Source organism: Mesorhizobium sp. B2-8-9, assembly GCF_006439475.1.
In the GTDB taxonomy this organism is placed as follows: Bacteria; Pseudomonadota; Alphaproteobacteria; order Rhizobiales; family Rhizobiaceae; genus Mesorhizobium.
The window spans coordinates 245,066-262,911 of record NZ_VFTQ01000002.1 but is presented as its reverse complement, the minus strand read 5'-3'; the positions used below and the strand labels follow the sequence as shown (position 1 = coordinate 262,911).

Here is a 17,846-nt window from a genome sequence, read left to right as displayed (position 1 = left end):
TCGGGAGAACTGGCGGCGGCGGCCGCCAGGCTCAGCCGCCGAAGCGGCTCAGCCAATGCCTGGCGAGGTCAGAGCGGCGGAAGACCCAGATGTCGGGATGGGACATGACCTTGTCGAGGAAGCGTTCCAGCCCGATCATCCGCCCCGGCCGCGCCGCCAGCCGGCAATGCAGCGACACCGTCATCATGCGCGGGGTCTTCTGGCCTTCCTTCAGCAGCCAGTCGACGCCGTCGCTGACATAGTCGAAGAACTGGCTACCGGTCTCCAAGCCTGAACCGCGCGAAAAGCGGCTGTCATTGTTGTCGAAGCTGTGCGGCACGACGAGGTGCCGCTTGGCGCCGACATCGACGAAATAGGGCAGGTCGTCATTGTAGTCGTCGCAGTCGAACAGGAAGCCGCCATGCTCGACTACCAGCCTTCTCGTGTTGAGGCTTGGCCGGCCGGTGTACCACCCGAGGGGATCGATGCCGGTGATGTTTCGCACCGTGTCCACCGTCATGGCGATGTGCTGGCGCTCTTCCTCCTCGCTGAGCGGGGCGTAGTCGATCCAGCGCCAGCCGTGGCAGACGATGTCGCTGCCAAGTGCTGCGATCGCCTTGCCAGCCGCCGGGTTGATCTCAAGCGCGCGCCCGACAATGTAGAAGGTCGGGATGACGCCGTTGTCTCGGAACAGCGAGATGAGCCGCCAGACGCCGACACGCGAACCGTATTCATAAAGCGATTCCATGTTGCGTTTGCGCAGCCCCGGCACGGCGGGCGCGACGGCGAGATCGGACAGGATCGTTTCGGAGACGCCGTCGCCTTCGCCGATCGAGTATTCCGCACCTTCCTCGTAATTGACGACGATGTTGAGCGCCAACTTTGCGCCGCCGGGCCACTCGGCCGGCGGAGGCCGCTCGCCATAGCCGATGAAATCGCGAGCGGGCAGGTACGGTGCGTCTGACGTCATGAAATCCCCTCGGATGAAGCCCTTACCAGCATTGCCGGCCGCGCAGGGCGGTCAGGATACGCAGCGCGCGGTCCATGACTTCCTGCGGCCCGATGGTGATGCGCAGGCAGTCCGTCAGGCCGTAACCGGAGAGGCCGCGCACGATAATGTCGACGCCGCGCAGGGCACTGTCGGCGGCGGCCGCTGCCGCCGCGTCGGCAAAACGCGCCAGAACGAAATTGGTCCGGCTTTCGGGGACTTCGTATCCGGCCGCTCGCAAGCCTTGCGCGAAGCGGTCGCGAATGTCGGCGGTGTGGGTTACGATTGCGCGCGTATAGGCTTGGTCCTCTAGCGCCGCGACGGCCATGGCGAGGCTCACCGTCGAGACTTGGTTGGAGTTCTGCATCTTGCGCACCTCGGCGGCGATCCGCGGCGCGAACAAGCCCCAGCCGATGCGGGCGCCGGCCAGCCCATATGCCTTGGACAGACTACGCAGGATGACGGTGTCGCCGCGCCCGGCCAGCGCGAAGACGGCTTGCGGATCCTGATCGTCGAATTCGCCATAGGCTTGGTCGACCATCAGGAGAACGTCGCCGGGAAGGGCCGCGCGCAGGCGCAGCAGCTCCGCGTTCCTGATGCGCGTGCCGGTCGGGTTGCCCGGATTGCAGACGAACACGATACGCGTCGCCGACGTCACCGCCGCCAGGACGGCGTCGATCGAGACCTCAAAGCCGCGCTCCTGCGCTTTGGCATAGGTCGCCCCGACGCGCGCGGCCGCCGAGGCGGCGAAATTATAGGCATAGTCTGTACCCAGCACGTCAGCGCCCGGTCCGGCGAAGGCCGCGATGGTACAGGCAATCAGCTCCATCGAACCCGCGCCGCACAGGATGAGATCACGCTCGATCCCATAGGATCTTGCGATCGCGTCGCGCAGCAAGGTCCAGTCCGGGTCCGGGTAGAGATGGCTGCGTGCCACAGCGACCCGGCCGGCTTCGATCGCCTTCGGGCTAGGCGGGAAGGCGCTCTCGTTCTGGGCTAGCGTGGGCCGGTCGAAGCCACCGAAATTCGCCAAGGCAAAAGCGGACATGGCCTTGACATGGGTAGTTGCTTTCACAGGCACGGCATATCCATGCAGGTCTGGCGACCAAATTTGTCGGCAAGGTCTTCCGGAACGGAAGCTATGGCACCGCGACCAAGCCGCAAAGCAAAATTAGCCGGTGCAATGACTGCGGGAATCTGGCCCATGGGAGGGGCCATGTCCAGGCTCTTTTCTTGGATCAGCGAGGCCGGCCTGAAGTCTCCGCTATCAGCGCCTCCGGGACAATCATGTTGTTTTTCAATAACTTAGCGGTTTCGCGGCTTTGTGGACGTCAGATTCAGCTGACTTCGTCGGCCCTGCCGCTGACGCCCGCCTGGATCAGCCGGTCGGCGAGGATCGCCAGGAAGGCGATCGACAGGCCGGCGATCAGGCCCATGCCGGCATCGGCCTTGCCGAGCGCGACATAGACTGCCTGGCCAAGATCGCGCGTGCCTACGAGCGCGGCGATTGCCAGCATCGACAGCGCCGCCATGATGGTCTGGTTGAGGCCAAGCATGACAACCGGCAAAGCCAGCGGCAGCTTGGCCTGCAGCAAGGTCTGCATCGGCGTCGCGCCCATCTGCTCGACCGCCTCGACGACATCGGGACGGACATGCCGCAGCCCGTGCTCGACATAGCGGATCGGCGGCACGATGGCGTAGAGCATGATGGCGATCAGCGCCGTGAACTCGCCCACCTTGAAGAACATCAGCGCCGGGATGAGGAAGACGAATTGCGGCATCGTCTGCAGCGCGTCGCAGATCGGCTTCAGGATATGCGAGACTCGATCGCTGTGCGCCGCCCATGTGCCGAGCGCGCCGCCGATCAGAAGGCAGAGCAGGACCGCCAGCGTGCAGAGATAGAGCGACTGCACAAGTTGCGGCCACAGCCCGTTGACCAGGATCAGCCCGAAGCCGACAAGCGCGAAAAAACCGAGCCGCGGCCCGGCCACCTGGCCGGCAAGCAACGCGACGGCAAGGATGAAGGCAGGCCAGGGGAGATCGAGAAAGCCGGTATAGAGAACAAGGCCGGCGGCCAGCACGGCCAGCGCCCCGCGCCAACCGAAGCCGCGCAGCGCCAACACGGCCAAGGCCAGCACCAGGACGAGATAGGCGGCGAGCACCGAAGATGGCAATGTGAAGCCCCACATTGCCGGCGTCGCCGAGCCGGCAATGCCGACGCGCATCGGCAGAAGCAGGCAGTAGAGCACCGCATTGCGCACGCCGTTGAAGAACCAGGCGTAGTCGCGCACGAGCGCCAGCAGCCATTGGTTGACGGCGCCCATCTGCATGCGCAGACCGGTTTCCGGCAGAAGCGCCGCATCTGGCGCGGCCAATCGGATGACCACGGCGAGAGCCAGCGCACCCGCCAGTGACAAGGCCAACCGGCGCGGCGTCATCCAGCGCATGGCGGGCGTCGGCCCGGTCTCCGGCGCCTTCGCGAAGCCGATGGTGAGGCGGTCGATGAGGATGGCGAGCAGCGCGATGACGAGGCCGGAGAGGATGCTCTGGCCGAACTCGGCCTTGCGCATTGAGGAGAGCACCTCCCAGCCAATATCCTCGAAGCCACCGATAATGGCGGCGACGATGACCATCGACAGCGCCGCCATGGTCGTCTGGTTGAAGCCGACGAGAAGCTGCGGCAGCGCAGTCGGCACCTCGACCTGCCAGAATTGCTGACGGCGTGTGCAGCCGCTCATCAAGCCGGCCTCGCTGATGGCCGCCGGCACACGGTCCAATCCGAGCATGGTGTTGCGGACCATCGGCGGCGTCGCATAGATCGCCGAGGCGATCAGCCCAACCACCGGACCGAAGCCGAACAGGAGCAGGAGCGGAATGAGATAGGCGAAGGCCGGCACCGTCTGCATCAGGTCGAGCGCGCCGAGCAGGACCGGACGCCAGCGCGGGCGGGCGTAACCCAGAAAGCCAAGCAGGAAGCCGAGCACGGTGGAGATCGGCACCGCCAGCAGCACCAGCGCCAGCGTGTTCATGCTCTGCGGCCAGTAGCCGGCGAGCAGGATATAGGCGAGCGTGGCGAGCGCGAAGATCGCCAACCGCTCACCGCCCGACTTCAGCGCAAGGGCGGCGATCGCCAGCATCACCGCCGGCCAGGGCAGCCAGGCGAGCGCCAGCCGCGCGCCGCGCATCGGCGCATCGAGCAAAGCGGACAGCGCCCGGAAGGCTGGTTGGATGACGGCGACGACAATGTCGGTCACGGCGTTGATGTAGGTAGCCAGCGGCAGCGTCCATTGCTTGGGGAAATTGACCAGCCAGGGAAGCTCGGTTTTGAGAAGCAGGCAAAGCGCCGTCAGGATGGCCAGGCCGCACCAAGGCAGAAGCGCCGGTTCCACCACGAACCGCGATGAGGGTCGAAATGCCGCGGCCGGCGCCGTCATGAGTTCTTGCGCCTTGCCTGCTCGCGTTCGAGCACCGCGAGCACGGCGCTGGCGTCGAGCACCGCCGGCGGGCTGTCACCCACCCCGGAAACGGTGAAGGCCGTGGCGCCCGCGGCGAGTTGCGGGATGAGCGCCTCGAGGCTGGTGTCGGCGACGACGCTTCGTTCCGGCAACAGCGCGCCATTGGCGGGCGTGGCGATGTCGCCGGCCGTGATGACGCGCAACAGCGGCATGTCCTCGGTGAACTGCGCGACATAGTCGTCGGCCGGGTTGAGCACGATGTCGGCGGGACGGCCGATTTGCACGATCTTGCCGGCCCGCATGATCGCCAGCCTGTCGGCAAGCCGGAAGGCCTCGGCGATATCGTGGGTGATGAAGATGATAGTCTTCTTCAGCATGCGCTGCAGGCGCAGGAACTCATCCTGCATCTGCTTGCGGATCAGCGGATCGAGCGCCGAGAACGGCTCGTCGAGAAACCAGAGCTCCGGCCCCACCGCAAGCGAACGGGCGATGCCGACGCGCTGCTGCTGGCCGCCGGAGAGCTGGTGCGGGAAGGATGCCTCGCGGCCTTCGAGTCCGACCAGCGCGATCATCTCGCGGGCGCGGGCCTCGCGTTCCTTCGCCGGCTTGCCCTGAATTTTCAGCGGGAAGGCGACATTGCCCAACACGTTCAGATGCGGCAGCAGGCCGAAATTCTGGAACACCATGCCCATGGCGTGGCGGCGCAGCTCGATCAGTTCCTTGCCGCTGGCGGCAAGCAGGTTCCTACCGTCGAGCAGTATCTCGCCGGCGCTCGGCTCGACCAGGCGCGACAGGCAGCGCACCAGGGTCGACTTGCCGGAGCCGGACAGACCCATGATGACGAATATCTCGCCGGTCGCCACCTCGAAGCTGGCATCGACCACGGCCGGCAGATGCGCCTCGGCGCGCAGGCGCTCGGCCAGCGCATCGGGATCGATGATATAGCCGCGCGAGTCGAAGTAATAGGCCGGGCGCCGGCCATAGACCTTCCAGACATTTCGGCAGGCAAGCTTTATCGGACGCGCGGCCGTGTTCATCCTCAACCACCCGTGCCGATCGCCCGCCCGGCTCCGCGCAGTGCGGAAACCGGGCCTATGGTGCCCTCAGCCTTTGCCAGGCACATCGGCGAGTTATCCTTTGGCGGCGTCGAGCCAAGGTTTCCACACCGTCTCGTTCTTGTCGATCCATTCCTTGACGACGGCGTCGAGATCCTTGCCTTGCTTGTCGACGGCCAGCATCATCTTCTGCTGCTCGGCCGCATCCATCTTGAAGGCCTTGAGGAAGGCGTAAGCCGCCGGCCATTTGGCGCCAAAGCCCGACCAGACGATCTTGTCGACATCAGGTGGGGTGATGCAGTGCTCGTTGGTCTGCTCCTTGCAGGGCGGCATCGTCACCCAGCCGACGTCGTTCTCGGCCAGCGCGTAATGCGGACCCCAGAACATCATGATGAGCGGCGTCTTGGCGGCTTCGGCGGCTTCCAACTCGGCCACCAGCGCGCCTTCGGAGCCCGACGGCACAGCGGTGTAGGGCATGTTGTTGTCGGCAAGGATGGTGGCCGCGCGCGAGCCCCAATCGGCCGGATAGTCGAGGAAGCGGCCATTGGGCGCGGTTTCGGGTGTCGCCAATGCCTGCACGCATTCGGGCTTGTTCAGCGCGGCCCAGTCCGGCAGGCCGGGGCAGACCTTTTCCATGAATTTCGGATAGATCCAGCCTTCCTGCGTCTTCAGATCGAGCTTGCCGATATCCTCGATCTGCTTGGCGGCCAGCACCTTCGGATAGATGTCGCCGACATTGTTCAACCAGATCTCGACCGATGCGCTGAGCGAGCCGTCGGCGAGACCAGAAAACTGCGGGAAATTGCCGGCGGTGACGTATTCGACTTTATAGCCGAGCTTCTCCAGAAGCTGGCCTGCGATGTGCGTGGAGACGTGCGCGCCCGTCCATTCCAGCATGGCGAGCTTGATCGGCTCGTCCTTCGCGCCAAGATCGGCGCTTTGCCCGGCCGTCGTTGCGGCAAGCATCAGCGCGAGGCCAAGACCGGCCCCTTGCAAGGCATTTCTTATTTTCATGTCAGTTCCCCTGTCTGTTGATGGTCCTTCCGTCTATGCCGGTCTCCTCCCACGAGACCGGAATCCATCGCCCCCCACCGACGCTACCACAAGGCGCCGCCGGTGATCTGGATGTTTTCCATGGTGATCCCCCTGGCGAGGTCCGAGCAAAGGAAGACGGCGAGCGCCGCGATTTCCTCCGGCTGCATCATGCGCCCCTGGGGATTGCCTTTCCTGAACTCGTCCATCAGTTCCTCTGCGCTGCGGCCCTTGCCTTCGCGCTCGACGACCTGCGCCACGTTGCGGCGCATCAGCTCGGTCTCGACCCAGGTCGGACTGATCATGACGCAGGTGACGCCGTGTGCCGCGCCTTCGAGCGCCACGCAACGCGTCAGCCCGAGCAGGCCGGCCTTGGAGGCGCAGTAAGCAGGATTGTCCTTCCAGCCGACGGAAGCCGCGGTCGAGCCGATGTTGACGATGCGGCCCCAGCCGCGTTCGATCATGCCGGGCAGGACCGCGCGGGTCGTACGGAACGCCCCGGTGAGATTGGTGTCGACGATCTTGTCCCAGAGCTCGTCGGAATGGCCGCAGACCGGTTGCTCGGCCGTGGTGCCGGCGGCGTTGACCAGGATGTCTGCCGGGCCGACTGCCGCCTGGGCTTCGGCAAAGAAGAGATTGGTGAGCGCGCTGTCGCGCACGTCGAGATGGGCGGCGTGCACCTTGGTGCCGTGGGCAGCCAGCGCTGACTTGACGCGCTCGATCTCGTCGGCGCCGGGATAGTAGGCGGCATCCGCCCTGTCCGCCTGCGGCGGCGCCACGTAGGAGCCGACGGCGACATTGGCGCCGGCCTTGGCGAGCGCCGTGGCGATGGCAAAACCCATGCCGGAAAAGCCGCCGGTGACGATGGCGCTGCGGCCGGTGAGGTTGGTCATCGCGAACGTGCTCCGTGTTCACACTGCAAGATAGCCTCCGTCGACGACCATTTCGGAGCCGGTGACGAATTTCGATTCGTCCGAGGCGAGGTAGAGGACCATGTAGGCGATGTCGTTGGGTTCGCCGAGGAAGCCGATCGGATGGCGCGACAGCGCCTTCGCCTTCTCCTGCTCGAGCGTGCCCAGATCGCGCAGATAATTCTCGGTCTGCGGCGTCCAGATATAGCCGGGGTGGATCGAATTGCAGCGGATGCCGTAGCGCTGCTCGGCACAGTGTACGGCCACCGCCTTGGTCAAGGTGCGCACGCCGCCCTTGGAGGCGCAGTAGGCGGCAAGATCCGCCTCACCGATGATGCCGTCGATGGAAGAGAGATTGATGATCGATCCGCCGCCGGATTTCTTCATCAGCTTGATGCCTTCCTGGCAGCCGAGGAAGACGCCGTCGAGGTTGATCGCCATGGTGCGCCGCCATTCGGCTAAAGAGGTATCCTCGATGTTCCGAGCGATGGCGATGCCGGCATTGTTGACCAGCACGTCGAGCCGCCCGAAGCGCTGCTCGATCGCCGCCATGGCGGCAGACCAATCCTCGGGCTTCGAGACGTCATGGCGAAGCGCCAACGCCTCGCCGCCAACTTTGATAATCTGCGCCGCCGTATCGCCGGCGAGCCTCTCGTCTATGTCGCTGACGACGAGCCTGGCGCCTTCCGACGCCAGCAAAAGCGACGACGCCCGTCCGAGGCCGAGACCGGCCCCGGTAACGAGCGCCACCTTGCCTGCGACGCGGCCCATTTGCGGCATCAGCCTCCTTTGTTCGACGGCTCCAGCGGCTTGCCCAGCCAATCGCGATAGAATCCTTCGAGATCGGGCTCGAAATCATGCACGATCGGGTAGCCGGGCGCCGCCGCCTCGACTTCATGCAGCGTGCCACATTCAGGGCAGATGAATTCGCGGATCTCCATCCAGTCCGGATCCGGCAGATCGCTGTTGGGGTAGATCTCGCGCAGCGTCTCCTCGCTGTCGCGCACGATGATCGCCGCCTTCAGCTTCCAGTTCTTGCGATAGTCGCCGAAGGAATGGCCGCATTCGCATTTCGTCACCCGCTCGTCGCCGCTCTGGCAGATGAAGAGATGGTCGCCGACCGGAAGCAGGATCGGATCGCTCCAGCCGACGCGGTCCTGCAGCACCGAGATATATTTGAAGAAGCGGTCGTCGTCCTTGTAGGCGCTCATGATGCGGCGCGTCTGCGGCCAGGGCAGCGTGCCGGCAACCAGGTCGGCGATGACTTCCTTGCTGTATGAGGTCATGGTCCCTTACTCCACGCCGAAGGTCGATTTGGCGTCGACATCCCAGAAGGTCGAAAAATCCTTGGTGAAGCGCGGCGAAAGCTTGATCGCGCTGACATACATCTTCCTCACCTCGGGCGCGAAATCGGCCGCCTTCACCCGCTCGCGCTCCTTGGCGATCCACTCCGAAACCGGCTTTGCACGAGCCAAACGTCGCGCCCGCATCTCGGCACGATGGCGGTTGGTGGCCTCCAGATTGGCGATCGGGAAGCCTTCCTCGTCCTCATCGAGCACGATGCCGAAGATGCCTTCGGCAGCCTCCTTGGTGAGGAAGCCGTTCTCGACATCCCAGGCGGTCTTGACCGGATCGCGCTCGAGCACATCGCCGTAACCGCCGCCGCCATTGTAGGAATGGGTGAAGACGTCGCCGGTCTTATGCGGCGCTGTGATATAAGGCCCTTCCAGCGTCACATGCTCGCCTTCCAGCCGGACCTCGAGTTCGGAGCGGTACGGGTTGGTGCCGGTGTGATGGGCCAGCGGCGCGCCATTTTCGGCCAGCTCGAAGATGTTGCTCTCGCGCACGGCGCGGTGCTTCTGGCAGGTCGGCGCCGGATAGCCGCCGCAAAGCCCGCCATTGTCGAACACGCGCGAGGAATGTTCGGACGTGACCAGCCTGAGATGATCGGTCTTGCTCACCAGCCAGGTCGACAGGAAGGAGCAGCCGCCGCGATATTTGCCGGCGCCGCCGGAGTTGGGGACGATGGAGCGGCCGATATAGAGCATCGGCATGTTCTGTTCCCAGATCTCGATATTGCCCATGTCGGATTCCGGGTTCCAGCCGACATAGGCGGTGTCCAAGCCGTCCTTGATCGCGAGCGCGCCGGACCCGGCGGCGGCGCATTCGAAATGCGCCATGCCGAAGGGCGTGCCGTATTGGCTGGTGCCCCCCATCTCGATCATCGGGCTGTTGACCTGGCCGACAAAGGCCTCCTCGACGAAGCCGCGGGCGATGAAGGAGCGCGACAGGAGCCGCTGGAAGACGCCATAGGCGGGCAAAAGCAACGCCCAGGAAGTCGCCGTCGCCACCATCTCGTTGTCGGGGTTGGTCCAGGTGCCCTTGGGCAGCTTCAGCTCGGTCGCCATCCAGGCGCCGTCATTGACGAGACCTTCGAAATTCATGTGCTGGGTCAGCGTCACGAACATGCCGCCATCCATGCCGGCCGGCGTGCAGTTCATCGAATGATACCCCCAGGGCTGCGTGCCCTCGAAGTCCATGACGATCTTGCCGTCGGTGGTGATCTCCATCTCGATCGGCATGTTGTAGAGCCAGTCGGGATCGCCGAGCGGCTGGTAGCCCGGCTTGCCGGCGGTGACATGGCCGTAAAAGGTGTGGCCGCGATAGATGCCGGGCACAGTGAGCTGGCGCGTGCGGGCGAGCTGGGCGCGGCGGCCCTCCTCGATGAATTCCTTCGACACCTGCATCCAGTAGTCGAGGCCGATCTCGTCGATCAGCGCCTTGACGCTTTCGCGCATGTCGATGCACGACGCCACCTTGGCCTTCTCGTCCAGCACCCAGTAGATCGGCATGCGGAGATTGCGCTCGCAGCGGATGACGTAGTCGCGCCGAAGCTCGTCGTTCTCGCCGACCTTCTCGGCGCAGACGAAGAGGCCCTCGGTGAAACGTTCCTGCGCCAGCGCAACGTCGCCGCCCGGCGTGATGCCGCCGGCTTCGAGCTCGTGGCAGACCGCACCGGCCCAGCCGACGAGCTTGCCGGAATGGAAGATCGGCACCACGTCCATCACATCCGGCACCTGCACGGTGCCGATGAAGGCGTCATTGTTGGCGAAGATGTCGCCATCACGGATCTGCGGGTTTTCCTCGTAGCCGTTGCGGATCATCCATTTGATGAAGCGGCTCATCGTGTGCACATGCACCATGATGCCGTTGGAAAGCGCGATGGCATCGCCTTCCGGCGTGTAGATGGCGACGACCATCTCGCCGACCTCGCGCACGCCGGGCGAGGCGGAGATGCGGCGCGCCATCTCGCGGGCCGATACGCAGTAGGCGCGCAATTTGGTGTGCAGCGTCTCGAATTTCAGCGGATCCTGGTTGCGCAGCTTGAGCTCGGTGATGCCGTCATAGCAGCCGGTCTCGTCCATCAGCCGTTCGGATTCGAGCAGCCTTTCGCGGATGCGCAGCGCAGAGGCGGGTTTGTCCAGCATGGCGTTCGCCCTTCTCAAGCGTGAGTGTAGTGCAGCAGCGTCCATTCATCGACATGGACGCGATCCTGCGGATGGACGACGAGCGTCGTCGCCGGATGTTCGATGATGGCGGGGCCGACAACTTCGTGGCCGGGTTGCAGCAAGTCCATCTCGTAGAGATTCGCCTTGTGCCAGCGGCCCCCGATATAGGCCTCGCGCACGCCCTTGTGGGCGGACGCCGGATCGGATTTGCCGAGCGGCCGCTTGACCAGCATCGGCTTGACCTTGTCGGCGGTGGCGATCAGCCCGAGCTCGGTGATCGAGAAGCCGGCCTCGCCATAGCGCGAGACGCGGTGGTTGACCTTGGCATAGACCGCCTCGAACTCGGCGATGACCTTGCGCATGTCGTCGGCCGAGCGAACCGCCGACAGCGGCGCCATGACCTCGACGTCCTCGAGCTGGCCGGTGTAGCGCATCATCAGGAACGGCACGGTCTTGATCTTGTCGTGGCTGTGGCCGTCGGCGATCATTTCGTCGACCGCAGCCTTGGTGAGATCGTCCCAGACATTGGTCACCTTCATGCCAAAGGCCTGCAATTCGTCATCGCTGGCGCGGGCGCCGATGTCGATCTGCGTCGACACCGAATGGCGGCGCATGAAATCGGCCGTGGTGCAGCCGAAGGCCGAGAAGGCTGCGGCGAACTGGAAGGTGATGATGTCCTTGAAGCCGATGCCCCTGGAGCAGCCGGCGAGATGCAATGGCCCCGAGCCGCCATAGGACAGAAGCGTGAATTCCGAGGGGTGAATGCCCTGGCCGGAGATGACGCGGCGGAGCGCATTGTTAGCGTCGGCCTCCAGCATGTCGATCATGCCTTCGGCAGCTTCCTCGACACCGACGCCGAGCACGCGGGCGCATTTCTCCTCGAAGGCTTTGCGCGCCTTCTCGACCTGCAGCACGACCTTGCCGCCGAGGAAGTAATGCGGGTTCAAGCGGCCGAGGATAGCATCGCAATCGGCGATGGTTGGTTCGGTGCCGCCCTTGGCGAAGCAGATCGGGCCGGGATCGGAACCGGCGCTTTCCGGTCCGAGCGAGACTTTTCGGGTCAGCGGGTCGACCTTCAGGATCATGCCGGCGCCAGCGCCGATCGTGTCGAGATGCAGCGTCGGCACGTTGAGCTTGAAGCGGTCCATCAGCGGCTCGTTCTCGATCCGCGTCTGGCCGCGCGTGATGACGCCCATGTCGAAGGACGTGCCGCCCATATCCGAGCAGATCAGCGAGTCGTTGCCAATCAGCTTGCCGACATAGGCCGCGCCGAGGATGCCGCCGATAGGCCCGGAGATCATCGTCTCGTGCAGGCGCGGATGGTCGATCGAGGTCAGGCCACCGAAGGAGAGCAGCGTCTGCACGCCATATTTGAAGCCGTATTTCTTGGAGACGTCCTCAATGCCCTTGAGCTGCTTGCGGCCGCGCGAAGTGGCGTAGGCCTCGATCAGCACCGAGTTCAGCCGCGACTGCTCGCGGATGACCGGACGCACCTCATGGCTGGTGTAGACGAGGATGTCGGCGCCGGCGGCGGCGATCTCCTCGCGGCAGATCTCGGCAATGCGTTTCTCATGCGCCGGATTGACGTGAGAGAAGATGGTCATGATGCAGATCGCCTCGACCTTGTCGGCAATCAGCTTCTTGGCGGCCGCATGCACCTCGTGCTCGTAGAGCGGCAGGATGACGTCGCCGAACTGGTCGATGCGCTCGGTGACGCCATGGGTGCGGCGGCGCGGCACCAGCGGATCGGGATGGTGATGGGTGACCGCATGCAGGCGGTCGGCATAGGAATAGTCGGCCCAGGCCTGCAGGCCGCGGCCCATGAGGATCATGTCCTCGAGGCCCTTGGTGGTGATCAGCCCGAGCTTGCGGCCGGTGCGCGACAACAGCGTGTTGAGCATACCGGTGCCGGAATAGAGCACGACATTGACGCCTGAGAACAGGTCCTGCAGCGAGATGCCCCAGGCATCGGCCGCATCCTCGGCGGAGGCGAGGAAGCCCTCGGCCTCGTTCTTCGGAGTGGTCGCCGACTTGCCGATCTTGAAGTGCCCGTCCTGATCGACAAGGATCGTGTCGGTCATGGTGCCGCCAGCGTCGATGCCGATGACGATTGGGTTGGTGGTAATCTGGTCCACGGGTCGCTTTCCCTTGCCGAGAGTGGCCGCAGGCTAGATTCCCAAAGCCGGATGGCGCCATATGCCTAAAGACACAATGACGCTTGGGCCGGGTTCGCCGAGAAAAGGGCATGCGCATGGGCAACATCTGGGCGCCGCTGGCCAAGGCGATCGCCGCCACCGGCACCGACCGGCATGTCGACTGCCTGATCGACCTGATCGGCGCCGACATCGCGCATGACCTGGTGACGGTGACGCGCTACTCGGCGACCAAGACGCCGGAATTCGTCAAGCACCGGCGCTTCTCCGACGAGATGGTGCGGCGCTATCTCGACAATTACTACGTCTTCGATCCGTTCTATGCCTCGTGGCGCAGCCAGCGCCGTCTAGGCATCATGCCGCTGAAAGGTCTGGCCAACGAGGAGGCCAAACGCGGGCAGTACATAGCCGGTTTCCTGGCGCAGTCGGAAATCTGCGACGAGGTCGGCATCATGCTGGCCGATGGCGGCGATTGGTGCCTCGGCATCTTCCTCGACCGCTCGACGGTGTCGTTCAAGGACAGCGAGATCGCGCTGCTCACCGAGCGATTGCCGGTGTTCGAGGCGCTGCATGCGCTGGACATCAAAGCACGCGGCTCAGACTTCTCCCGCACCTCGGCGCCCAGTGGTCCCGGCGCCTCGCCGCAGCAGAAGCCCAGAATTCCGGAAAGCCTCTGGCCCGAGCTTTCATCGCGCGAGCGCGAACTGGTGCAGCTCATCCTCGCCGGCCATCCCACCGCCAACATTGCCGAGCGGCTCGGCATCACCGTCGGCACGGTGAAGAACCACCGCCGCCGCATCTATGAAAAGCTCGACATCACCACCGAGCGTGAATTGTTCCTGCAGTTCTTCCAACATCTGGGTCCAGCAGCGTAGCTGACATCGGTCAGGAGCAGCGAAATCGCTGAACCGGATCGATTCAATGCTCTTGCGGCCGGATATCGGTTCTGAACCAGATCACGATGCGAGAATAATGTCCGTTCTTGAAGGTTCCGCTGCCCTAAGCTGCCGGCCCGCTTGCGGACCACTCGCCGACCGCAGCTTATCCTTTGACTTCCGGGGGTGGAAACGTCCCTACAGGTTAGTCGCTGTAAATCTCTCGATCTCGACAAGAACTGACTGCGCGGACGGACCTTGCCCGAGGTGAGAGGTACCTTCATCGCTAGTAAGCTCGGAAGAGAAATCATGTTGACGCTCTGCCGATTGTGATACGGCGCGGCATTCGGCCTGGGTGGCTTGTCACCGGCCTGACGCCTGGAACGAGCTGGTCAGAGATCGGCCGGATATAGTGGCTCTATCAAGCCGGTCGCCGCTGCCCGTGGGGCACGATCGGGTCACTGTGTCCGCCAGTCATACTCTTGCCGGAACCCAAGGACGTCGCGCAGCTTCCGGTTGGAGATCGGTCCCTCAAATGCGTCCATGGCGCGGGTGACCGGTATGTTGGGCACATGCTTCCTGAGAAACTCCGCCGTCGGCAATTCAGACACGATGGTGTCGTTGACGGCGTTGAATATCTGGAATCCCAAGCCGTCCCTCTCGACGCACAGGTCGACGATCTGACCGAGATCGCGCACGTCCATATAGGTCCAGGCGTCGCGCCGCCGCTTCGAGGGATCGGCCAGGAATTCCGGAAAGCGGGCATAGTCCTTCGGCTCGACGACGCCACCGATCCGCAGGGCATAAATGTCGGCTCCCGTGCGGGAGGCGAAAGACCGTGCGATTTTTTCGCCGAGCAGTTTGGAGAGGCCGTAGCTGTCGGTCGGATCGACGTCGTAGTCCTCATCCACCGGAAACGATGAGAAGTCGCGTTCGCCTTCGGCAAAGCAGACGCCATAGACCGTTTCGCTGGAAGCCGTGACGATCTTGCGGATACCGAGCTTGGTGGCGGCTTCGATCACGTTGTAGGTCGACTGCACATTGGCGGCGAACATGGCGTTGTCCGGCCGCAGGAATATCCGCGGCAGCGCCGCGAAATGGACGACGGCGTCGACCGGGCGGCGGCCCTTGCCGCCGAAATACTCGCTGAACCCGAAATGCAGCGTCAGCGCATTGTAGGTTTCGCCGGTGTCCGCAAGGTCGGTGATGACGGTGTCGACACCCGGCAGATCGAGCGGCGTCAGATCGAGGTTGAGGACCTGATGCCCGCGTTTCAGCAGATAAGGTATGACGTGGCGGCCGATCTTGCCGCTGCCGCCGGTGAAAACGATCCGCTTGCCCATGGCCTCCTCCTGACGGTCTCTTTTTGCCGAGCAGCGCAGTGCCCGGCCAGAAGAGTCTCCATCCGATCATCCGCTACTCAAAAATGCCGAAGCCAGGAACCGCGTGCTTGCACACACCCTCCATGTCGAGCTCGACGCCGATGCCGGGAACGTCGGACACCGCGATATGGCCGTCCTCGACGATGGACCTTGCGCCGTCCGGCAGGCGGACATAGCTGTCCCACGCGTCCCGTTCCTCGAGCGCGTGCCATTCCAGCACCAGGAAGTTCGGCACGCTGGCGCAGACATGGCATGTCGCCATCGTGCCCAGCGGCGTCGACACAAGATGCGGCGCGAAGGGCACGTAGTACATCTCGGCGAGGTTCGCGATCTTGCGGCTTTCGGCGAGGCCGCCGCATTTCGGCACATCGGGCATGACGACGTCGGCGCCGTAATTCTGGAACAGCTCGCGAAAGCCCCAGCGCAGATAGAGGTTTTCACCGACGCAGATCGGCGTTTTCGTACGCATTCTGATCTGCTTCAGAGCCTCGACATTTTCCGCCGGGATCGGCTCTTCGAGCCACAGAAGATTGAAGCGCTCCATCTCGGCGGCGATGCGGCTGGCGCTCAGCACGTCGTAGCGCGCATGCAAATCGATGCAGAGATCGATGTCGGGGCCGACCGCTTCGCGCACCGCCGCCACACGCTCCACCATGAAGCGGAGTTCCGCGCCGTTGATGGTGTGGTTCATCCGGTCGAATTTCGTTGGATGGTGCAGATTGTCGATGTCGAACTTGAGCGCGGTGAAGCCCTCCTCAACCATGCGGCGCGCGCGCGCCGCACAGCCCTGCGGCGATCCCGATTCGTCATCGCCGTCGCCGCAATCGGCATAGAGCCTTATCCGGTCGCGGAACTTGCCGCCAAACATGCGGTAAAGCGGCTGTCCGGCGGCTTTCGCCGCCACGTCCCACAGCGCCATTTCGAGCCCGGTGAGGGCGATGAGAAAGACGCCGGCCTGCGCGCCGGAAAACACGTGATCGCGGCGGATCTTGTCCCAGCAATATTCGACATTGCGCGGATCCTGGCCGATCAATTCCGACTTCAGTTCCGAAATCAGCCCCACGATTGCGGCGGCACCTGCATCGGGGTTGGCTTCGCCATAACCGGAGATACCGGCGTCCGTATCGATCCGGATCAGCGTCGCCTTGCCGTGATAGGCGACGACCGCTGTCTTGATATCCACGATCTTCATCGGATCCTTCTCCCCGTAATGGCGTCGCACTTTACAGCACACAATTCTGGCTAAATGCCAACTTGTCTAATAAGCATACAAGATTGCCGAATGAGGCGTAAACCCCCTTTGAGAGATTTTGCGTCAGCCGGCTTCAGAGCCTCCCGCCTTACCTTGAATTATTTGGGAATTTGCGGTTTTTTGGCAACGAATTGCGATTCCCGGAGAATGAACTTGTTAGACGAGTATATAAGCGTATAAATTGGGTAACGGCAGGGCCGTGGCCCATATATGCCGCCAATCGGGAGGAACAGGATGCAACAGCGACAGCTGGGATCGTCGCCGGTCAAGGTATCGGAAATCGGACTTGGGACTTGGGGCATGTCGGGCGCGTTTTGGGGCGCGGCCGACGATAAGGAATCGATCCGGGTGATCCGACGCGCGCTGGAGCTTGGCATCACGCTAATCGATACGGCCGAGGCCTATGGACACGGCCATGCCGAGGAAGTCGTCGGCGAGGCACTGGCCGGCCGCCGCGACAAGGCCGTCATCGCGACCAAGGTCGCGCCCAATCATCTGGAACCCGCCGCGATAGAGGCGGCGCTCGACGGTTCGCTGAAGCGCATGCAGACAGATTATGTCGACGTCTATTTCGTCCACTGGCCGAACTCGGAGTTTCCGATCGGCCCGACCATGGAGATGATGGAGCGGCTGCGCGCGTCAGGACGGATCAAGGCGGTCGGCGTCTCGAATTTCAGCACCGCCGACATGGACAGCGCCCGCCAGCATGGCGTCATCGACGTGCTGCAGCCGCCCTACAACATGCTCTGGCGCGAGGTTGAGGCCGAAACGCTGCCTTATTGCCGCAAGCACAATATCGGCGTCATGCCATACAGCGGCCTGGCTCAGGGACTGCTCACCGGCACGCTGTCACCGGGCACGAAATTCGTCGAGGGCGATGAGCGGCGCACAACGGTGCTGTTCCAGCCGGGCACCTATGAGCGGGCGGTGAATGCCGTCGACCTCCTCAAGCCGATCGCGGCGCGCTACGGCAAGACGGTTCCGCAGCTTGCGATCCAGTGGCTCACCAGCAGGCCGGGCGTCAGCTCGCCGCTGGTCGGCGCCCGCACCGTCAAGGAGCTGGAGGAAAACGTCGAGAGCGCCGGCTGGACGATTCCCGACGCGGACATTGCCGCCATCGACAGGATCACGGCCCCGATCTGGGCGGAAATCAAGGACAAGGGCGACATGTTCGGTTTCCGCGCACGCCAGCGCCAGGAACAACAAGCGAAGAGGGCCTAGGGCCGCCTCTCAATTCAACGCCGTGTCCTCCCGG

Annotated in this window: 14 protein-coding genes; 2 read left to right on the top strand and 12 right to left on the bottom strand. The window is 63.8% G+C overall.

Features of this window, described 5'->3' with window-relative positions; all coding sequences use genetic code 11:
- Positions 1 to 31: 31 nt before the first annotated feature.
- The 10 genes from FJ423_RS03490 to FJ423_RS03445 form a co-directional block, all read right to left on the bottom strand.
- The gene (locus tag FJ423_RS03490; RefSeq protein ID WP_140839236.1) at positions 32 to 949 is read right to left on the bottom strand and encodes an allantoinase PuuE; all 918 of its coding nucleotides are present in this window, start codon (positions 947 to 949) and stop codon (positions 32 to 34) included.
- Between the two features lie 22 nt (positions 950 to 971).
- Positions 972 to 2,048 (bottom strand): histidinol-phosphate transaminase, encoded by a 1,077-nt coding sequence (locus FJ423_RS03485; RefSeq protein ID WP_246680074.1) that lies wholly within the window; start codon positions 2,046 to 2,048, stop codon positions 972 to 974.
- Positions 2,049 to 2,304: 256 nt separating this feature from the next.
- Complete coding sequence (locus tag FJ423_RS03480) at positions 2,305 to 4,401, bottom strand: ABC transporter permease subunit (protein ID WP_140839234.1); 2,097 nt, start codon at positions 4,399 to 4,401, stop codon at positions 2,305 to 2,307.
- Complete coding sequence (locus FJ423_RS03475) at positions 4,398 to 5,459, bottom strand: betaine/proline/choline family ABC transporter ATP-binding protein (RefSeq protein WP_140839232.1); 1,062 nt, start codon at positions 5,457 to 5,459, stop codon at positions 4,398 to 4,400. Before FJ423_RS03475 ends, FJ423_RS03480 begins: the two co-directional genes overlap by 4 nt.
- Before the next feature lie 93 nt (positions 5,460 to 5,552).
- Positions 5,553 to 6,491 (bottom strand): ABC transporter substrate-binding protein, encoded by a 939-nt coding sequence (locus FJ423_RS03470; RefSeq protein WP_140839230.1) that lies wholly within the window; start codon positions 6,489 to 6,491, stop codon positions 5,553 to 5,555.
- Positions 6,492 to 6,574: 83 nt separating this feature from the next.
- A complete protein-coding gene (locus tag FJ423_RS03465; RefSeq protein WP_140839228.1) occupies positions 6,575 to 7,402 on the bottom strand; it encodes an SDR family oxidoreductase in 828 nt (275 codons plus the stop codon).
- An 18-nt stretch (positions 7,403 to 7,420) separates the two neighbouring features.
- Complete coding sequence (locus FJ423_RS03460) at positions 7,421 to 8,191, bottom strand: glucose 1-dehydrogenase (RefSeq protein ID WP_140839226.1); 771 nt, start codon at positions 8,189 to 8,191, stop codon at positions 7,421 to 7,423.
- 8 nt (positions 8,192 to 8,199) lie between these two features.
- Positions 8,200 to 8,706, bottom strand: a complete 507-nt coding sequence (locus FJ423_RS03455; RefSeq protein WP_140839224.1) for an acetone carboxylase subunit gamma — start codon at positions 8,704 to 8,706, stop codon at positions 8,200 to 8,202.
- Positions 8,707 to 8,712: 6 nt separating this feature from the next.
- Positions 8,713 to 10,908, bottom strand: a complete 2,196-nt coding sequence (locus FJ423_RS03450) for a hydantoinase B/oxoprolinase family protein (RefSeq protein WP_140839222.1) — start codon at positions 10,906 to 10,908, stop codon at positions 8,713 to 8,715.
- Positions 10,909 to 10,922: 14 nt separating this feature from the next.
- A complete protein-coding gene (locus FJ423_RS03445) occupies positions 10,923 to 13,064 on the bottom strand; it encodes a hydantoinase/oxoprolinase family protein (RefSeq protein WP_140839220.1) in 2,142 nt (713 codons plus the stop codon).
- Positions 13,065 to 13,174: 110 nt separating this feature from the next.
- Here FJ423_RS03445 and FJ423_RS03440 point away from each other — a divergent pair, with 110 nt between their 5' ends.
- Entirely contained in the window at positions 13,175 to 13,957 is a 783-nt protein-coding gene (locus FJ423_RS03440) for a helix-turn-helix transcriptional regulator (RefSeq protein ID WP_140839218.1), read from the top strand.
- Between the two features lie 458 nt (positions 13,958 to 14,415).
- Here FJ423_RS03440 and FJ423_RS03435 read toward each other — a convergent pair whose 3' ends face one another.
- Positions 14,416 to 15,300, bottom strand: a complete 885-nt coding sequence (locus tag FJ423_RS03435; RefSeq protein ID WP_095768581.1) for an NAD(P)-dependent oxidoreductase — start codon at positions 15,298 to 15,300, stop codon at positions 14,416 to 14,418.
- Between the two features lie 73 nt (positions 15,301 to 15,373).
- Positions 15,374 to 16,531 carry a mandelate racemase/muconate lactonizing enzyme family protein gene (locus FJ423_RS03430; protein WP_140839216.1) on the bottom strand — a complete coding sequence of 386 codons (1,158 nt, stop codon included), beginning with the start codon at positions 16,529 to 16,531 and terminating at the stop codon, positions 15,374 to 15,376.
- A 294-nt stretch (positions 16,532 to 16,825) separates the two neighbouring features.
- Between FJ423_RS03430 and FJ423_RS03425 the strand changes: the two genes are divergently transcribed.
- Positions 16,826 to 17,812 carry an aldo/keto reductase gene (locus FJ423_RS03425; protein WP_181174707.1) on the top strand — a complete coding sequence of 329 codons (987 nt, stop codon included), beginning with the start codon at positions 16,826 to 16,828 and terminating at the stop codon, positions 17,810 to 17,812.
- Positions 17,813 to 17,846: the final 34 nt, after the last annotated feature.